This window comes from Micromonospora sp. NPDC048986, assembly GCF_040649335.1.
Taxonomy (GTDB): Bacteria; Actinomycetota; Actinomycetes; order Mycobacteriales; family Micromonosporaceae; genus Micromonospora; species Micromonospora alfalfae.
The window spans coordinates 1-17,142 of the sequence record NZ_JBEZFJ010000013.1 but is presented as its reverse complement, the minus strand read 5'-3'; the positions used below and the strand labels follow the sequence as shown (position 1 = coordinate 17,142).

Genomic DNA, 17,142 nt, shown 5'->3' with positions numbered 1-17,142 from the left:
CCGTGCTGATTACGATCCGGGCATGGCGGAGCCGTGGCGGGACCGGGCGCGACGGGCGGTCGAGTGGAACTGGCGGCTGCGGTCCGTCGGTGATCCGCGCCCGCACTACGTGATCTGTGGCAAGGACGCGCTCGCCTACTACGTGGCCCGGGCGATGCTCGAATCCGAGCTGCCGGCCGGTGGGGCTCGGGTGACAGTCGTGGTGCCGGAGCGTTACCGCAGCAACGGGCCGGACGTGGCCGGGCTGCGCGGCGTCCGGGTGGTCCGCTCGGACCGACTGGACGTGGCCACCTTCGAGGCCGCCGGGCTGGCCGGCGCGACCGGGCTGGCCCTGTTGCACCAGGACGACGTGGGCAACCTGCACGCCGCGCTCTGCGCCCAGGCCGTCGACCAGCGGGTCCGTCAGGTGCTGCGGATGTTCAACGGCACCCTCGCCGACGGCGTACGCAAGCTGCTCAAGGCCCCTGTCGAGGTGCTCTCCGACGCCGAGATGGCCGCGCCGGCCTTCGTGGCCGCCGCGCTCAACGAGGTCGACCCGAGTTCCTTCCAGCACCGGGACAAGACGCTGCGGGTGGCGCGGCGGGCCGACGTCCGACCGCAGGACGTGGTGTGCGCGTTGGCGCACCTGAGCGAGGCGCAGGGGGTGGAGCTGCTGCCGGCCGAGCAGGCCGGCGCCGACCTGGTGCTCGCCGAGGCGACAGGTCAGCCGCCGGGCACCGAGGTCGCCGCCCGCCGGTTGGTCCGGGCACGTCGGCGGCGTCGTCCGGTAGCTGTGGTGCTGGGGGCGGTTCGCGGCTTCGCCACCCGCAAGATCGGCATCGCGGTGATGGCGGTGCTGGCGCTGATCGCGGTGCTGGGGGCGCTGATCTCCCGGGCCGAGGACGTCTCTCCGCTGGAAGCGCTGTACCTGACGCTTGTCACCACGCTCAGCGGCGCCGACCCGGACACCACAAAGGCGGCGGACGCCCAGATCATGCAGGTGGTGCTCAACCTGGCCGGGTTGGCGCTGATCCCACTGATCACCGCCGTCGTGGTGGACGGCATCGTCAACGCCCGGCTGGCCCTGCACACCGGCCGCCTGCAACCCGCTCGGGTCGGGCACGTGGTGGTGATCGGCCTGGGCAATGTCGGCACCCGGGTGATGGCGCAGCTACGCGAGTACGACGTCGAGGTGGTGGCGATCGACAAGGATCCGGAGCCGCGCGGCGCCGCGCTGGCCCGCCAACTGGAGGTGCCGCTGATCGTCGGCGACGCCGCGTTGCCGGAGACACTTGTCGCCGCCTCGGTGGCCGACTGCCAGGCGCTGGTGGTGGCGTCCACCGACGACGTGGCCAACCTGGAGGCGGCGCTCGCCGCCCGCGACCTCCGCGCCGACCTGCGCGTGGTGCTTCGGTTCTTCGACGGTGACTTCGCCGAACGGGTGGAGGAGACCTTCGCGCTCGGGGTGTCCCGCTCGGTCTCCTACCTGGCCGCCCCGGCCTTCATCGGGGCGCTCACCGAACGCGCCGTGATCACCACGATCCCTGTCGACCGGCACGCGTTGCCGGTCGCCGAGGTGCCTGTCGCCGCCGGCTCCGAGCTGGACGGTCGACCGCTGGACGTGGTCAACCGGGACGGGCAGGTCCGGTTGATCGCCCGCACCCCGGCGGGCGGCGCGAAGACGATCTGGTGGAAGGACCTCGACCCCCGGCAGGTGATCTTCGCCGGTGACCGGCTGACAGTCGTCGCCCGGCGGCGCGGGTTGGACTGGCTGACCCGGCAGTGCGCCCCGCCGGCCCACCCGGTTCCGGTCCCTCGGCCGGCCGGGTCGGTCCACGGGGGAGTGCCCGCCCCAGCGGCGGCGTCTGCCTCGGTGCCGGGCCAGACGGGTTCCGGTGTTGGCGCGGCGCATCCCGCTGCGCCCGCCGGGCAAGTGCCCGCGACGACGAACGGTGGTCAACCCGAAGAAGTCGAGCTGACCCGCCGACATGACGGGTCCGGCGAGGTGAGCTGACGCCACCCGGTGCGGCCAGAACCGGGCGGCGGTGGGCGACAATCCATGGCATGCGTTTCCGCATCCTGGGTCCGACCCAGGTCGTGCTGGCCGACGGGCGAGAAATGCCCGTGGGCGGTCCGCGGCTGCGCGCCCTGCTGGCGCTCCTCCTGCTCGATGCCGGCCGGGTGGTCTCCGCGGACCGCCTGATCGACGGCCTGTACGGGGAGCACCCGCCCCGGGGTGCGGCCAACGCGCTCCAGTCCCAGGTGTCGCGGCTGCGCAACGCCCTGCCCACCGGGCACGACCCGATCGAGTTCCACACTGCCGGTTACCGCCTGGCCGTGGATCGCGACGATGTCGACGCGTACCGGTTCGAACGGCTCGCCGAGGCGGGACGCCGTGCGCTCGCCGACGGCGACTGGCCCCGGGCGGCGACGGTGTTGCGCGAGGCGCTGGAGCTGTGGCGTGGTCCCGCTCTGGCCGATGCCATCGGCGCTGCCGGCGCGCCAGCGCAGGCGGCCCGGTTGGAAGAGCTACGGCTGGCCGCCATCGAGGATCGGGTCGAGGCGGACCTGGCGTTGGGCGCACCGGGCGCGCTGATCGCGGAGTTGCGCGAGTTGGTTGTCGCCCATCCCCTACGGGAGCGCTCGCGGGGCCAGCTCATGCGAGCCCTGGCGGCGCTGGGTCGGCCGGCGGAGGCGCTGGCCGAGTTCGAGGACGCCCGGCACACCCTGGCCGAGCAGCTCGGCGTCGACCCGTCGGCGGAGCTGGCCGCGATCCACCTCGCGGTGCTGCGCGGTGCGGAACGCGGGCCTGCCGAGGCGGTGCTGCCAAGTCAACTCACTACCTTCGTCGGGCGGGAGGAGGAGCTCAAGCGCGTCGGCGACCTGCTCGGCGAGCGGCGGCTGGTCACCCTCACCGGCCCCGGGGGCGCGGGCAAGACTCGCCTGGCGATCGAGGCGGCGGGCCGGGTCGACGGGGAGGTCCGTTTCGTCGAGCTGGCCGGGCTGGCCGACGGGTCGGACGTGCCGCAGGCGGTGCTGAGCGCGCTCGGACTGCGTGACGCGGGCCTGCGCGCCCCGGCCGAGGCGGGCTGGCAGACCACCGACCGGCTGGTCGAGGCGCTGGCCGAGCGGCGACTGCTGCTGGTGCTCGACAACTGTGAGCACGTCCTCGTCGACGCGGCCCGGCTGGCGGCCCGGTTGCTGAGCGCATGTCCGGCGTTGCACGTCCTGGCCACGAGTCGGGAGCCGTTGGGGCTGGCCGGTGAGGCGCTGTGCCCGCTGTCCGGGCTCACAGTGCCACCGCTCGGCGCGTCCGCACTGGATGCCGACGAGTACGCGGCGGTCGGCCTCTTCGTCCAGCGGGCCGTCGACGTCGCGCCCGACTTCACCGTCACGCCGGTCAACGTCGAGATGGTGTTGCGGATCTGTCGCAGCCTGGACGGCCTGCCGCTGGCCATCGAATTGGCCGCCGCGCGCCTGCGGGCGCTGTCCGTCGCCGAGGTGGCCGCCCGCCTCGACGACCGGTTTCGGCTGTTGTCGACGGGCAACCGGGCCGTGTCGCCGCGACACCGCACCCTCCGGGCAGTGGTGGAGTGGAGTTGGGATCTGCTCGACGACGCTGAACGGAAAGTGGCCCGACGGCTGACAGTCTTCGCCGGTGGGGCCACGCTGGAGGCGGCCGAGCGTGTCTGCGGCCTGCCCACCGCGGAGTTCGTCGACGCGCTCACCGGGCTGGTCGACAAGTCGTTCGTGGAGATGACCGGTGGCCGGTACCGGATGCTCGAAACGGTGCGGGCCTTCTGCGCTGAGCGGCTCGCCGAGGCCGGCGAGGCCGACCAGCTCCGGCGCGCGCACACCGCGTACTTCCTGAAGTTCGCCTGGACCGCCAGCGACCACCTCCGCTGCGCGGAGCAACTGCACTGGCTGCGACGGCTCGACGCGGAGCGGGACAACCTGCACGCGGCGTTGCGGCGGGCCACCGCCGCCGGTGACGCGTCCGACGCGGCTGGAATGGTCGCGGCCCTGTCGTTCTACTGGTGGCTGCGCGGCATGCGCGGGGAAGGGGCGCGGCTCGCCGCGGACGTCCTCGACCTGCTCGGCACCGAAGCGCCGCCGGGGATGGGTGAGGAGTTCGCCCTCTGCGTCTACAACGCCTCGCTCGCCGGCTCCGGTCCTCTGCCGTCCCTCGGGACGCAGCGGTCCGTGATCCGCAGCCTCGACCGGCCGCCCCGCCAGCCCTTCCTGCTGTACCTGTCGGGAATCTCGACGGGACCGCCGTCCGGCGGTGCCGCGGATGTCGACGAGCTGATGGGGGAGCTGCGACGGCTGGTCGGCCCGGACCCGTGGATCAACGCGCTCGGCGCGATGGGCAGCGGCTCGGCGCTGATGTGGAGCGGCCAGTGGGACCGGGCCTGGGCCGCGCTGGCCACCGCGCTCGACGGCTTCCGCAGCACCGGGGACCGGTGGGGCACCATGATCACGCTCGGTGCGCTCGGCGAACTGGCCGCCTGGCAGGGCGATCCGGAGACCGCGGGTGCCCACATGGATGAGGCCATGGGACTGGTCGAGGCGCTCGGGTCGGCCGTCGACCAGGCCGACATGCTGCGTACCCGGGGCGAGATAAGGCTGCGCGCCGGTGACCTCGCGGCGGCGCACGACGACTTCGCCGGTGCGCTGCTCCTCGCGCAGCGCAGCGGCGCGCCCGAGTTCGTGGCCAGCGCCCGGCTCGGTCTCGCCCAGGTGGCCCGGGTGCGCGGGGACCTGGCCGCCGCGAGGCGGTTCTGCGAGGAGGCGCTGACCGGCGGCCTCACCGGCTGGTACGTCGGCGAGGCCGCCCGTGCGGAGATCATTCTCGTCCTGAAGGAGATCACCGAGGCGGAGAAGGCCGGTGCGCCGCCGTCAGCGGACGGTGCGTGACCCGTCAGCGCCCGGCCGCACCGTGGGGACATGACGACATTCGAGGTGGTCGCGGAGGGCCTGGGCAAGCGGTACGGCCCGACCCGCGCGCTCCACACGTTCGACCTGACAGTGCCGCCCGGCACTGTCCACGGACTGCTGGGACCGAACGGCGCGGGCAAGACGACTGCCGTACGGATCCTCACCACGCTGCTGCGCTTCGACACGGGAAGAGCAACAGTGGCCGGGTACGACGTGCTGCGCCGGCCGGAAGAGGTGCGCGCCCGGATCGGGCTGACCGGGCAGTACGCCGCGGTCGACGAGATCCTCAGCGGTCGGCAGAACCTGGAGCTGTTCGGCCGGCTGTTCCGGCTCGGCCGACGGGAGGCCCGCCGACGCGCCGGTGAACTGCTGGAACGTTTCGGGCTCGATGAGGCGGCGAGCCGGTCCGTCGGTGAGTACTCGGGTGGGATGCGCCGCCGGTTGGACCTCGCCGCCAGCCTGATCCGTACGCCGCGGGTGCTGTTCCTGGACGAGCCGACGACCGGCCTGGACCCGCGCAGCCGCAACCAGGTGTGGGACCTGGTCCGTGGTCTCGTGCGGGACGGGACGACTGTGCTGCTCACCACGCAGTACCTGGAGGAGGCCGATCAGCTCGCCGATCGGATCTCGGTGATCGACGCCGGTCGGGTGGTGGCGGAGGGCTCACCGGACCAGCTGAAGGCGATGACCGGCGGCGACCGGGTCGAGGTGGTGGTCCGCGACGTGGCCGAGCTGAGCCGGGCGGCCCGTCTCGTCGCGCCGATCTGCGGCGCGGAGCCCGAACTCGACAGCGAGGTCCGACGGCTCAGCGTGCCGGTCGTGGATCGCGTCGCCGGTCTGGTCGACGTGGTACGCGCGCTGGACGACGCCGGGATCGCGGTCGAGGACATCGGCCTGCGGCGCGCGACGTTGGACGAGGCGTTTCTGCACCTGACCGGGCACCGGCCGGACGAGGCCCGCGAGCCCGTCGGGGCCGGACGAACTGTGGAGGTGGCATGACCACGGCGATCGCCGACGGCTGGACGATGACCAGGCGGAACATGACCCACGTGGTCCGCGCGCCGGAGGAGCTGATCCTCTACTTCTCACTGCCGATCATGTTCGTGCTGGTCTTCGGGTACGTGTTCGGCAGCGGCATGCAGGTGGCGGGTGGCGGCAGCTACCGCGAGTTCCTGCTGCCCGGGGTCTTCGTGATGACGATGTTGTACGGGCTGGGGGCCACCGCGACGGGCGTGGCGCTGGACCTCAGCCGGGGCGTGGTCGACCGGTTCCGGTCGATGCCGATGGCACGGTCCGCCCTGATGACCGGTCGCAGCGCCGCCGACCTGCTGCGCGCCCTGCTGGAGATGTCCACCCTGCTGGTCTGTGGGCTGCTCGTCGGGTGGCAGTGGCGACAGGGGGTCGGCAAGGCGTTGCTCGCCGTCGGGCTCCTCCTGCTGCTGCGAATCGCGATCACCTGGGTCGGGATCTACCTGGCGTTGCTGGTCCGCAACCCGGAGACGGTCGGTGTGATCGTCTTTCCGGCGGCGTTCCCGTTCACCGCGATCTCCAATGTCTTCGTGTCGCCCGAGCTGATGCCGTCGGTCATCGGGACGATCTCGGAGTGGAACCCGTTGTCGGCGACAGTGGCGGCGATCCGCGAACTGTTCGGCAACCCGGGCCTGGGCGGCGACTCCTGGCCGGCCGAGCACGCGATGCTGTTGGCGGTGCTGTGGCCGGTGCTGCTGATCGCGACGTTCGCCCCGCTGGCCGTGCGCCGCTACCAGCGGTTGAGCCGCTGACGGTCAGCGGCGGGCCCGCAGGGCGTAGAAGGCGGCACCGACGGCGAGCACACCGAAGCCGGCGAGAACGCTGCCCAGTGGCAGGTTGACAGCCAGCAGCAGACAACCGAACAGACCCAGACCGGCGAGCACCCGGACCGGCAACCGCCGGTCCGGGTCCCGGCCCAGTGTGAGCGCAGCCGCGTTGGTGATCGCGTAGTAGACGAGCACAGTGCAACTGGAGAAGCCGATCGCGTCGCGTACGTCGCCGAGCAGCACCACCACGATCACCACGCCGGCGACAGCCAGCTCGGCGCGGTGCGGCACCTGGTGCACCGGGTGCACGGCGGCCAGCGCGCCGGGCAGGTCACGGCGGCGGGCCATCGCGAGGGTGGTCCGTCCGACCCCGGCGACCAGGGACAGCAGCACCCCGACAACGGCGATGGTGGCACCGGCGCGGACCACCCACGCCAGGCCGGGCAGCCCGGCGGCGGTCACCACGTCGGCCAGGGGCGCGACGGAAGCGGCCAGCCGGTCGGCGCCGAGCACACCGAGGGCGACCACGGCCAGCACCAGGTAGATCACGAGCACCACCGCGAGCGCCAGCGGCACCGCGCGCGGGATGGTCCGCCGCGGGTCGCGGACCTCCTCGCCGAGTGTGGCGATCCGGGCGTACCCGGCGAAGGCGAAGAACAGCAGCCCGGCGGCGGTGAGCACGCCCCGCGCCGAACCGCCGGGCTCGCCGAGCCGGCCCAGCTGAACCGGACCACCGACCAGGCCGACGACGGTGACCACTGCCAGCACCACCAGCACCAGCGCGACCAACGCCCTGGTCACTGTGGCGGTCTTGCCGATGCCACGCAGGTTCACCGCGGTGACAGCGAGCACCGCGCCGACGGCGACCAGCCGGGCCTGGCCCGGCCAGAGGTACGCCCCGATGGTCAACGCCATCGCCGCGCAGCTCGCCGTCTTGCCGACCACGAAGCCCCAACCGGCCAGAAACCCGGCGAACGGCCCGAGGCGCTCCCGGCCGTAGACGTAGGTGCCACCGGACTCCGGGTAGAGGGCTGCGAGTCGCGCCGAGCTTGTCGCGTTGCAGAAGGCGACGAAGCCGGCCAGCGCCAGCGCGGGCAGCAGGCCGGCACCGCCGGCCGCCGCCACCGCCGGGCCGAAGACCACGAAGACGCCCGCGCCCAACATCGAGCCCAACCCGATGACAACCGCATCGGGTACGCCCAGCCGCCGCGCCAGTTGATCCACGAACTAGAACCTAGGGGTACGAGGTGAACGGCCGGTCCCACTCGCGTAGCCGGCCGGGAAGCGGCACACCGTCCCAGGGTGCCCGGTGCAGCAGCCGGTCCAGGAGCAGGCCCAGCAGCAGCCCCCCCACCGAGTCGGTCAGCCAGTGCCAGCCGAGGTACGTGGTGGTGGTGAGGACGACCAGCGGCGGCACGACGCGGATCACCGTGACGAGCCGGGCCGGCAGTTGACGACCGAAGCTGCGGGCCAGCGGGGCGAGCAGCAGCGCGATGACCCCGTACCAGACGATCGCGTTGGCGACGTGCCCCGACGGGTAGGACTGGGCGAACCGCACCGGCAGGTCGTCGTGGAACAGCGGCACTGTCTGCTCGGGCGTCAGGAACGGCTCCTTGACGCTGGCGCTCGGTGCCGCCCGCGCGGTCCAGATCTTGAGTGGGCCGATCGTCAGGTTGGTCAGCACGAACGCGATCACCGGCGGCAGGATCGGCCGCACCGACCGCAGCCGGACGGCCAGCAGCACGCCCAGCCCGGCGGCGATCAACGTCAGCGGGGTGCCCTGGCCGAGGAAGTTCAGCACCCGGGCGACCCAGTACGCGGCGGCCGGCCGGTGCCCGTCGGCCCAGTCGGCGACCGCCCGGTCCAACCCGAAGAGCTGCTCGGCGGCGAGCGCCACAGTCAATCCGGCCAGACCGACCAGCAGGAGCGCGTCGAACCACCAGCCGGCCGGGCGGACGGGCCGTAGCCGCAGGTCACGTCGTACCGCTGTGGGTTTGAACACGCGACCACGCTACCGGCCCGGCGCGAGGCCGGGGTGTGCGGCGCTGTGGGCCCAACCACGATCAGGGGCGGATGCGGGGGGCGACCAGTCATGCTTGTGCCCGTGCGGATCACGTCTGCCCTCGTGGACCCGGCGCTGCTCGACCTGCCCTGGTCGACACCGCTGGAGGAGTGGCCTGCCCAACACCTGGTGGCGCTGCCGCAGGGCATCTCCCGGCACATCGTCCGGTTCGTCCGGTTGGGCGACTACGTGTACGCGTTCAAGGAGACCCGCGAGCGGATCGCCGAGCGGGAGTACGACCTGCTCCGGGCCCTGGAGCGGATCGACTTCCCCTCGGTCGAGGCGGTCGCTGTCGTCGCCGACCGGCAGACCGAGGACGGGGAGCCGCTCGAATCGGTGCTGATCACGCGGCACCTTCAGTTCTCGCTGCCGTACCGGGCGCTCTTCTCGCACACCCTTCGGCCGGAGACGATGAGCAGGCTGCTCGACGCGCTCGCCGCCCTGATCGTGCGGATGCACCTGACCGGCTTCTTCTGGGGCGACTGCTCGCTGTCGAACACGCTGTTCCGGCGGGACGCTGGCGCGTTCGCCGCCTACCTGGTGGACGCGGAGACGGGTGCCCTGCACAACTCGCTCTCCAACGGCCAGCGTGGCGAGGACCTGGAGATCGCCCGGGTGAACATCTTCGGTGAGGCGCTGGACCTGCAGGCCGCCGGCCTGCTGCACGAGTCCATCGACCCGGAGGTGGTCTGCGAGGAGGTCGTGCAGCGCTACGAGCGGCTCTGGCACGAGATCACCTATGAGCAGGCGATCGAGCGGGAGGCCCGGCACGACATCGAGGGCCGGATCCGCCGCCTCAACGAGTTGGGCTTCGACGTCGCCGAGGTGGCCATGTCGTCAATCGACGACGGGCGCTTCCTGGTCCGGCCGAAGGTCGTCGACGCCGGCTACCACACCCGCCGGCTGCTGCGGCTGACCGGGCTGGACGCCGAGGAGAACCAGGCCCGCAAGCTGCTCAACGACCTGGACGCCTACCGCGCGGAGAGCGACCTGATCGACGAGCAGCAGGCCGCCCACCGCTGGCTCACCGAGGTCTTCGAGCCGGTGGTGCGGGCCGTCCCCGCGCACCTGCGCCGCAAGCTGGAGCCGCAGGAGCTGTTCGCCCAGATCATCGAGCACAAGTGGCTGCTCTCCGAGCAGGCCGGTCGGGACGTCGGGATGCGCCACGCGGTCCAGTCGTACCTGTCCGACGTGCTGGTGCACCGCCCCGACGAGCAGGCCGTCCTCGGCGTCGAGGTCCCCAGCCTGAGCTGAGGTCCGGCCTGGCTGTCCGGCTCGGGTGGTTGCCCGCACATCTTCGCCGCCGACGGCACCGCCCGCCGCCCCCGTCGGCCTGGGCGCGGCGACGGGACTGTCTGTGCCGCTGCCTTTGGAGCTGATGTCGTAGACGATTCAGCTCCAAAGGGCTTACTGGCGCACTGTCGAGCTTCGCCAGATGGGGGCGGGCTGAGGTGCCACGCATCGACACCGAGCGTCAACGGTTGCGGCGCAGCCTGCGCGGCCGGCCGCGGCGTCACTCCACCCAGGAGCCTGCGCGTAGCACCCGCACCACGTTGAGGTCGTCGTCGAGCACCACCAGGTCGGCGCGGAGGCCCACCTGGAGGGACCCGACCCGGTCGCCCAGGCCGATGGCCCGCGCCGGAGTGGTGGCCACCATCCGTGCGGCGTCGGCGATCGGGATTCCGGCGTTCACCGCGTGCCGCAGCGCGGCGTCCATGGTCAGTGTGCTGCCGGCGATAGCGCCGTCGCGGGCGAGTCGGGCCACCCCGTCGGCGACGGTGACGGCCTGGCCGCCCAGTTCGTACTCGCCGTCGGGCATTCCGGCGGCGGCCATCGCGTCGGTGATCAGCGCGGCCCGGTCCGGCCCTGCTGTCGCCGTGACGTAGGTCAGCATGCCGTCGTGCAGGTGCACCCCGTCGGCGACCAGCTCGCAGATCACTGTGGGCGCGTCGAGCAGGGCCACCACCGGGCCCGGCTCGCGGTGGTGCACCGGGCGCATCCCGTTGAACAGGTGGGTGCCGACGCTGGCGCCGGCGGCGACCGCGGCGCGGGTCTGCTCGTACGTGGCGTCGGTGTGGCCCACGGCGGCCACCACCCGCCGCGCGGTGAGCAGCTTGATCGCCTCCAGCGCGCCGTCGCGCTCCGGGGCGAGGGTGACCATCCGGATCGCGCCCCGGCCCAGCTCGATCAGCTCGGTCAGCTCGTCGGTCGACGGGTCACGCAGGTACTCCGGGTTCTGCGCGCCGCAGCGGGCGGCCGAGAGGTACGGCCCCTCGAAGTGGACTCCCGCCAACACGCCCTCCTCGACCAACGGGGCGAACGCCTCGGTGGCCGTACGCATCAGCGGAAAAGGCGCGCTGACCAGGCTGGCCAGCAGCGTGGTGGTGCCGTGGGCGAGGTGGAAGTCGGCCGCCTTGCGGGCCTCGTCGGCGTCCCCGGTGGTGAAGGTGTGCCCGCCACCGCCGTGCGTGTGCATGTCGACGAAGCCGGGCACGATCCAGTGCCCGTCGCGCACCGACGGATACTCGGCCACCGCTGTGATCCGATCACCGTCCCACTCGACGCAACCCTGTCGGACGACTCCGGTCGGGGTCACCACTCGGCCGTTCACCCGTACGGTCATCGCTTCTCCTGATGGTCACGGACACCCACGGCGTCCAGGGCGAGCAGAGCGGCACCGAGACAACCGGCCTCGTCGCCGAGGGCTGCCGCGACCAGTTGCGGCTCCCTGTGGAAGGTCATCCGTTCGTGCAGCGCCGCCCGCAGCGGGGTCAGCAGCCGGTCCCCGGCCTGGGCCAGGCCGCCGCCGAGCACCATCGTCGCCACGTCGAACAGCGCCTGCCCGCTGGCGAGGCCATCGGCGAGTGCCTCGATCGCCTCCTGCCAGACCTGGCCGGCGAGCGGTTCGCCGGCCGCGGCCCGTTCGGCCACCTCGGCAGCCGTCACCGGGGCGTCCGTGGTGTCGCCGGCGAGTTCGGCGTAGCGGCGGCCGATCGCGGCGGCCGACGCGACCGCCTCCAGGCAGCCGGGGCGGCCGCAGCCGCAGCGCGGACCGTCGGGCCGGACCAGGATGTGGCCGATCTCCCCGGCGGCGCCGTGGGCCCCCACCGCGGCCGTGCCGTCCACGACGTGCGCGGCGGCGATGCCAGTGCCGATGGCCACGAACAGCACGTGCCCGGTGCCGCGGCCGGCACCCAGCCGGGCCTCGGCGAGACCACCGACACGCACGTCGTGGCCGAGCGCCGTCGGCAGGCCGAGCCGCCGCACCGTCAGGTCCCGCAGGGGTACGTCCCGGAAGCCCACGTTCGCCGACCAGACCGCGACGCCACGCGCCTCGTCGACCACCCCGGGCACGGCGATGCCGACCGCGATCGGGGTGAGCCCGTCGGCGCGGGCCTTGTCGGCCAGCCCACCGGCCACGTCGAGGATGGTGCCGACCACGGCGGCCGGGCCGCGGGCGGCGTCGGTGGGGTGCCGTTCGGTGCGCACCACGACGCCGTCCGGTCGGACCAGCGCGCACTTCATGCCGGTGCCGCCGACGTCAAGCGCAACGACAACCTGGCCGTCGCTCACGCCAACACCACGGACCGGGTGAGGTGGCGGGGCGCGTCCGGGTCGAGGCCCCGGCTGGTGGCCAGCGCGACAGCGAAGCGTTGGGCCAGGATGAGGTCGGCCATCGGATCGACCGGGGTGCGGCCGGCGGACCAGCTGCCCAGCACCGTGCGCCAGCCGTGCGTGCGGCTGTGCACGAAGGCCGCGCCGGTGGCGGCCACATCCTCGGGTAGCCCGTCGGGCAGCTCACCGAACGCCCAGACCAGCCGGCCCGGCGCGGCGACCGAGATGGGCCCGTGTCGGTAGTCCATCGCCGGGTACGCCTCGGCCCAGAAGGTGGCCGCCTCGCGGCACTTCAGCGCCGCCTCCTGGGCCAGCCCGACCGTCCATCCCCGACCGAGGAAGGTGACCTGCCCGATGGTGGCCGGGTCGATCGGCAGCGGGGATCGCACCGCCACCTCGGCGTCGGCGGCGAGCGCTGTCACCGGGTCGCCGAGCTGGGCCCGGAGCAGGGCCAGCGCTGTGGTCGCGAAACGGGTCTGCACCACCGACCGTTCGTCGGCGAAGGGCAGGGCCACGGTGGCCGTGGCCAGCGCGACCGCCGGGGACGCGGGATCACCGACGATGACGGTGGTGGGCGTCCGTCCGCGCAGCGCGGCGAGCAGCTCCAACACCTCGGTGGTGGTGCCGGAACGGGTGATCGCGATCAGCCGGTCGTAGCGGCGGCCGGCGGGAAACTCGGACGCCTGGAACGCGTCGGTCTCACCCTGGCCGGCCTGTTCGCGGCGGGTCGCGTACGCCATCGCCATGAACCACGACGTGCCGCAACCGACGACGGCGACGCGCTCCCCGGGGCGCGGCAGGTCACCGCGTACCACCTCGACCAGCCCGGCCGCCTCCCGCCAGCAGTCGGGTTGGCTCGCGATCTCCGCGTCCACGTACGCCATGGGAAACTCCTCGCCGGGCCGATCGGTGCGCAATACGGCTCGTTAGACCCGCATTTCGCGCGTTATTCTGCGCGAACGCAGGTGACCATGGCAACCGGCCGGCCGATCGCGCAGGTCAGTCTTTTGCGCCAGCCTAGTTTCGCGCACTAGTGTGCACGCAATCAATCACCGTCCGTGCAGTTGCTGGGAGGGCCCCCGCGGTGGACCGGTACGCCAGATGGAACGCCCTGCTCGAAATGCTGACCGACAACGGCCGGGTCAGCGTCGAGGCGGCAGCCGAGCGGCTGGACGTCTCCCAGGCCACCATCCGGCGTGACTTCGACCAGCTCGCGCAGCAGCAAATGATCACGAGGACCCGGGGCGGCGCGGTCGCCAACGGCGTGTCGTACGACCTGCCTCTGCGCTACAAGACGGCCAAGCACTCGGCCGAGAAGCAGCGGATCGGGGCGGCCGCCGCCGCGCTCGTCACGCCGGGCACGGTGGTCGGCCTGAACGGTGGCACCACCAGCACCGAGGTGGCCAGGGCGCTCGCGGTGCGACCGGATCTGAACACCAGCGCCGAGGGTGCCCAGCTCACCGTGGTGACGAACGCGCTGAACATCGCCAACGAGCTGCTGGTCCGATCCCGGATGAAGGTGGTGGTGGCCGGCGGCGTGGTGCGCCCGAAGTCGTTCGAGCTGGTCGGCCCGCTGGGCGGGGCGCTGCTGCGCGAGGTCACCCTGGACATCGCCCTGCTCGGCGTGGACGCGATCGACCCGCAGCTCGGCGCCGCCGCCCACCACGAGGGGGAGGCGGCGATGAACAACCTGATGGTGGCCCGCGCCAAGCGTGTGGTCATCATCGCGGACTCGTCCAAGCTGGGCGGTCACGCCTTCGCCCGGATCTGCCCGGTCGAGCGGGTGGAGACGCTGGTGACCGACTCCGGTGCCCCGCCGGAGGTGGTGGACGCGTTCCGCGCTGCCGGCGTACAGGTCATCTGCGCCTGAGTGGTCACGTTCCGTCGATGAACTAGCCCGATCGGCGCGTCCATGCATACCGGGTATTGCGCGCTGCTGCATACCGCGTATGGTGTCGGCTGTCACGCCCACCCATCGGGGGAGGTGCAGCTTGCCAGCTGTCCTGGAGATCGAAGGTCTACGTAAGACGTACAAGAGTCGTCGACGCGGCACCCGCAACGCGCTCGACGGCTTCGACATGCGGGTCGACGCGGGGCAGGTGCACGGCTTCCTGGGTCCCAACGGGTCCGGCAAGACCACCACGCTGCGTACCCTGCTCGGCCTGATCCGACCCGACGGCGGCCGGATGGCGCTGCTCGGGCACGAGGTTCCCGACGCGCTGCCCACTGTCGCCGGTCAGGTCGGCGCGATCGTGGAGAGCCCGCAGTTCTTTCCGCACTTCACGGCCCGGGACACGCTGTCCCTGCTCGCGGGGGCGGGCGAGGTGCCGGCCGTCCGGGTCGACGAGGTGCTGGAGCTGGTCGGGCTACGCGACCGGTCCGGCGAGCGGGTCAAGACGTACTCGTTGGGCATGAAGCAGCGGCTCGCCGTGGCCTCGGCCCTGCTGAAGAACCCGAAGCTGCTCATCCTCGACGAGCCGGCCAACGGCCTCGACCCGGGCGGCATCCGGGAGATGCGCACGCTGATGCGCACCCTCGCCGAATCCGGAATGACAGTGGTGCTGTCCAGCCACATCCTCGGTGAGATCCAGCTGATCTGCGACTCGGTCACCATCATCTCGCTCGGCCGGCGGGTCGCGTTCGGCCCGGTCGACGAGGTGCTCGCGCAGCACTCGTCCGGCGCGGTCCGGATCCGGCTGGAGGCGGTCAGCGACCTGCCGCTGGCCACCGAGACGCTCACCCAGGCCGGGATCCGGGTCACCGGTCACCCGGACCACCTGATGCTGGCCGGCGTCGACAAGCCGGCGTCGGTGACCCGGCTGCTCGCCGAGAAGAACCTCTACGTCAGTGAGTTGGCGCCGATCGCCGTCGACCTGGAGAGCGTCTTCCTCGAACTGACCGCCACCGCGCCGGTACCCGGGCAGCACCGGCAGGTCGACGAGTCCATGAAGGTCGGTGGGACGGGTCAGCCCGGCCCCGCCGGAGGAGGGTGGGGCGCGTGAGCCTCTTTCGTACCGAGCTGCGCCGGCTCAGCAAGCGGCGTTTCACCCGATACATGACACTGCTCGGCCTGCTGGTGCTGGCCGCAGTGGTGGTCGGGGTGTTCTTCACAAACCAGAAGATCGACGCCGGCCAGCTCGCCCAGGCCGAGCGGCAGGCCGACCAGCAGTACCAGGAGCAGGTGCGCTGGAGCGAGCAGGAGCGCGCCGCGTGTGAGCAGGCCAAGACGGCCGGCACGGCGACCGACGGCCGGTACCCGGACGACTGCTCGATGATCACGGCCCCGTCCCGGGACCAGATCGAGGCGAGTTGGTTCCTGCCGTCGACGTTCGACTTCAAGGAGACGTTCGCCGAGACCCTGATCCCGTTCGCGGCGATCCTCGCCCTGGTCGGGTTCGTCATCGGCGCGTCCTTCGTCGGCGCCGAGTGGAGCACCGGCGGCATGATGAACCTGCTGCTCTGGCGGCCGAAGCGGCTCACCGTACTGCTCACCAAGCTGGCCGCGCTGCTCACCGGCATCCTGGCGGTGACGCTTCCGGCCGCGGTGCTGTGGTTCGCCGGGTTCTGGGCGGTCGCCAACTTCCGGGGCAGCACCGAGAAGATGACCTCGGGGGTCTGGCAGTCGTTCCTGCTGACCGGTGTACGCGGGGTGGTGCTGGTGTTGGTGCTCACCACCATCGGCTTCGCCCTCGCCTCGCTGGGTCGGCACACCGCGATGGCCCTCGGCGGCGTGGTGGCGGTGATGGTGGTCGGCCAGTTCGGCCTGGGCATCCTGTTGTCCATGGCGAGCGTGCGGTTCGCCGAGGCCTGGCTGTTGCCGACCTACGTGCTGGCCTGGATGACGAAGACGGTCACCTTGCAGGACTGGAATTCCTGCAACGCGACCTACTACGGGGAGTGCAAGCCGGCCACCATGGATATCACCTGGCAGCAGTCCTCCGTCCTGCTCTCGGTCGGGGTGGTGGTGATCCTCGGGGCGGCGCTCTGGGCGATGCGTCGCCGCGACATCTCCTGACTCCAATGCTCGACGTGAAGGCCCCTGGCTCAGGCCGGGGGCCTTCGTGTGTTCGTGGGCGCGACCATCCGCCTCAAGGGGGTCCTTTGCTCTGCTTCCACCCGAGCAACACTGCGGCCCGTGCGGCGTTGCCTGGGTTGAAGCAGAGCAAAGGTGGCCTGTGGCTACCCTTCCGCGACGTTCACGCTGCCGGCCGCGCCGGCTGGTGCGACCCAGGTCGTCCCTGGCTAGGCTGAGTGCCATGTCCGCCGACGCCGCCCCGGCCACGCCCGAGCCGTCCACTGACGCTCATCGAGGTGATGTCGAGGGCACCGTCGGGCCGGCGGTCCCGACTCCGCGGCGGGTGCCGCCAATCGAGACCACAGGTGATCCCGAACCGGACGATGGAGCGGGCGTTGAGCCCAGCGGGCCGGCAGCCGGGCTGACCGAGCGGGAGCGGGCCATCCTCGCCTTCGAGCAGCAGTGGTGGCGGCACGCCGGTGCCAAGGAGCAGGCCGTCCGGGACACTTTCGGGATCTCCTCGACCCGGTACTACCAACTGCTCAACGGCCTGCTGGACAATCCGGCCGCCCTCGCCGCCGACCCCGTGCTTATCAGCCGACTCCGCCGATTGCGCTCGTCGCGCGCCCGCAACCGCCGCCGCTAAACCCCCACCCTGATGCGGCTGGTGATCATTCCGCAGGGCATCCGGCGGGTCTTGCCGGCCTGGGTGAACCAGCTCATCGCGCTGATCAAGG

General features: G+C 72.2%; 14 protein-coding genes. 9 read left to right on the top strand and 5 right to left on the bottom strand.

Annotated features, from left to right (window positions below; genetic code table 11):
* Window positions 1-22 precede the first annotated feature (22 nt).
* From AB0B94_RS24470 to AB0B94_RS24455, 4 genes are read left to right on the top strand one after another with little or no spacing between them, the layout of a single operon-like run.
* Window positions 23-1,993 (top strand): NAD-binding protein, encoded by a 1,971-nt coding sequence (locus tag AB0B94_RS24470; RefSeq protein ID WP_357284665.1) that lies wholly within the window; start codon window positions 23-25, stop codon window positions 1,991-1,993.
* A 50-nt stretch (window positions 1,994-2,043) separates the two neighbouring features.
* Window positions 2,044-4,896: a BTAD domain-containing putative transcriptional regulator gene (locus AB0B94_RS24465; RefSeq protein WP_357284661.1), complete on the top strand. Its 2,853-nt coding sequence runs from the start codon at window positions 2,044-2,046 to the stop codon at window positions 4,894-4,896.
* Window positions 4,897-4,926: 30 nt separating this feature from the next.
* Window positions 4,927-5,916, top strand: a complete 990-nt coding sequence (locus tag AB0B94_RS24460; RefSeq protein WP_357284657.1) for an ATP-binding cassette domain-containing protein — start codon at window positions 4,927-4,929, stop codon at window positions 5,914-5,916.
* Window positions 5,913-6,698 carry an ABC transporter permease gene (locus tag AB0B94_RS24455; RefSeq protein WP_357284654.1) on the top strand — a complete coding sequence of 262 codons (786 nt, stop codon included), beginning with the start codon at window positions 5,913-5,915 and terminating at the stop codon, window positions 6,696-6,698. Before AB0B94_RS24460 ends, AB0B94_RS24455 begins: the two co-directional genes overlap by 4 nt.
* Window positions 6,699-6,701: 3 nt before the next feature.
* On the opposite strand, the gene AB0B94_RS24450 is transcribed toward AB0B94_RS24455, so the two are convergent.
* Both AB0B94_RS24450 and AB0B94_RS24445 read right to left on the bottom strand, forming a co-directional pair.
* Window positions 6,702-7,937, bottom strand: coding sequence for an APC family permease (locus AB0B94_RS24450; protein ID WP_357284649.1), 1,236 nt, complete (start codon window positions 7,935-7,937; stop codon window positions 6,702-6,704).
* 10 nt (window positions 7,938-7,947) lie between these two features.
* On the bottom strand, window positions 7,948-8,685 hold the full coding sequence (locus tag AB0B94_RS24445; RefSeq protein ID WP_357285241.1) for a phosphatase PAP2 family protein: 738 nt from the start codon (window positions 8,683-8,685) through the stop codon (window positions 7,948-7,950).
* 120 nt (window positions 8,686-8,805) lie between these two features.
* Between AB0B94_RS24445 and AB0B94_RS24440 the strand changes: the two genes are divergently transcribed.
* On the top strand, window positions 8,806-10,029 hold the full coding sequence (locus AB0B94_RS24440; RefSeq protein WP_357284646.1) for a DUF4032 domain-containing protein: 1,224 nt from the start codon (window positions 8,806-8,808) through the stop codon (window positions 10,027-10,029).
* Window positions 10,030-10,288: 259 nt separating this feature from the next.
* Here AB0B94_RS24440 and nagA read toward each other — a convergent pair whose 3' ends face one another.
* From nagA to AB0B94_RS24425, 3 genes are read right to left on the bottom strand one after another with little or no spacing between them, the layout of a single operon-like run.
* On the bottom strand, window positions 10,289-11,398 hold the full coding sequence (gene nagA, locus AB0B94_RS24435) for an N-acetylglucosamine-6-phosphate deacetylase (RefSeq protein ID WP_357284643.1): 1,110 nt from the start codon (window positions 11,396-11,398) through the stop codon (window positions 10,289-10,291).
* The gene (locus AB0B94_RS24430) at window positions 11,395-12,348 is read right to left on the bottom strand and encodes an ROK family protein (protein ID WP_357284640.1); all 954 of its coding nucleotides are present in this window, start codon (window positions 12,346-12,348) and stop codon (window positions 11,395-11,397) included. Before AB0B94_RS24430 ends, nagA begins: the two co-directional genes overlap by 4 nt.
* Window positions 12,345-13,274 carry an SIS domain-containing protein gene (locus AB0B94_RS24425; protein WP_357284635.1) on the bottom strand — a complete coding sequence of 310 codons (930 nt, stop codon included), beginning with the start codon at window positions 13,272-13,274 and terminating at the stop codon, window positions 12,345-12,347. Before AB0B94_RS24425 ends, AB0B94_RS24430 begins: the two co-directional genes overlap by 4 nt.
* A 200-nt stretch (window positions 13,275-13,474) precedes the next feature.
* On the opposite strand from AB0B94_RS24425, the gene AB0B94_RS24420 reads away from it, so the two are divergent.
* The 4 genes from AB0B94_RS24420 to AB0B94_RS24405 all read left to right on the top strand — a co-directional run bounded on the left by AB0B94_RS24420 (window position 13,475) and on the right by AB0B94_RS24405 (window position 17,051).
* Window positions 13,475-14,260, top strand: a complete 786-nt coding sequence (locus AB0B94_RS24420; RefSeq protein WP_238667040.1) for a DeoR/GlpR family DNA-binding transcription regulator — start codon at window positions 13,475-13,477, stop codon at window positions 14,258-14,260.
* A 121-nt stretch (window positions 14,261-14,381) separates the two neighbouring features.
* The gene (locus AB0B94_RS24415) at window positions 14,382-15,392 is read left to right on the top strand and encodes an ATP-binding cassette domain-containing protein (RefSeq protein ID WP_274525180.1); all 1,011 of its coding nucleotides are present in this window, start codon (window positions 14,382-14,384) and stop codon (window positions 15,390-15,392) included.
* The gene (locus AB0B94_RS24410) at window positions 15,389-16,405 is read left to right on the top strand and encodes an ABC transporter permease subunit (RefSeq protein ID WP_357284629.1); all 1,017 of its coding nucleotides are present in this window, start codon (window positions 15,389-15,391) and stop codon (window positions 16,403-16,405) included. The genes AB0B94_RS24415 and AB0B94_RS24410 overlap by 4 nt, the downstream gene beginning before the upstream one ends.
* Before the next feature lie 241 nt (window positions 16,406-16,646).
* Window positions 16,647-17,051, top strand: coding sequence for a DUF3263 domain-containing protein (locus AB0B94_RS24405; RefSeq protein ID WP_357284626.1), 405 nt, complete (start codon window positions 16,647-16,649; stop codon window positions 17,049-17,051).
* The last annotated feature ends 91 nt before the right edge of the window (window positions 17,052-17,142 follow it).

What these genes read in the sequence shown, in the direction of transcription:
- AB0B94_RS24470 (WP_357284665.1), top strand. Translation starts at nt 23, where the DNA reads ATGGCGGAGCCGTGGCGGGACCGGGCGCGACGGGCGGTCGAGTGGAAC.
- AB0B94_RS24465 (WP_357284661.1), top strand. Translation starts at nt 2,044, where the DNA reads ATGCGTTTCCGCATCCTGGGTCCGACCCAGGTCGTGCTGGCCGACGGG.
- AB0B94_RS24460 (WP_357284657.1), top strand. Translation starts at nt 4,927, where the DNA reads ATGACGACATTCGAGGTGGTCGCGGAGGGCCTGGGCAAGCGGTACGGC.
- AB0B94_RS24455 (WP_357284654.1), top strand. Translation starts at nt 5,913, where the DNA reads ATGACCACGGCGATCGCCGACGGCTGGACGATGACCAGGCGGAACATG.
- AB0B94_RS24440 (WP_357284646.1), top strand. Translation starts at nt 8,806, where the DNA reads ATGCTTGTGCCCGTGCGGATCACGTCTGCCCTCGTGGACCCGGCGCTG.
- nagA (WP_357284643.1), bottom strand. Translation starts at nt 11,398, where the DNA reads ATGACCGTACGGGTGAACGGCCGAGTGGTGACCCCGACCGGAGTCGTC.
- AB0B94_RS24425 (WP_357284635.1), bottom strand. Translation starts at nt 13,274, where the DNA reads ATGGCGTACGTGGACGCGGAGATCGCGAGCCAACCCGACTGCTGGCGG.
- AB0B94_RS24405 (WP_357284626.1), top strand. Translation starts at nt 16,647, where the DNA reads ATGTCCGCCGACGCCGCCCCGGCCACGCCCGAGCCGTCCACTGACGCT.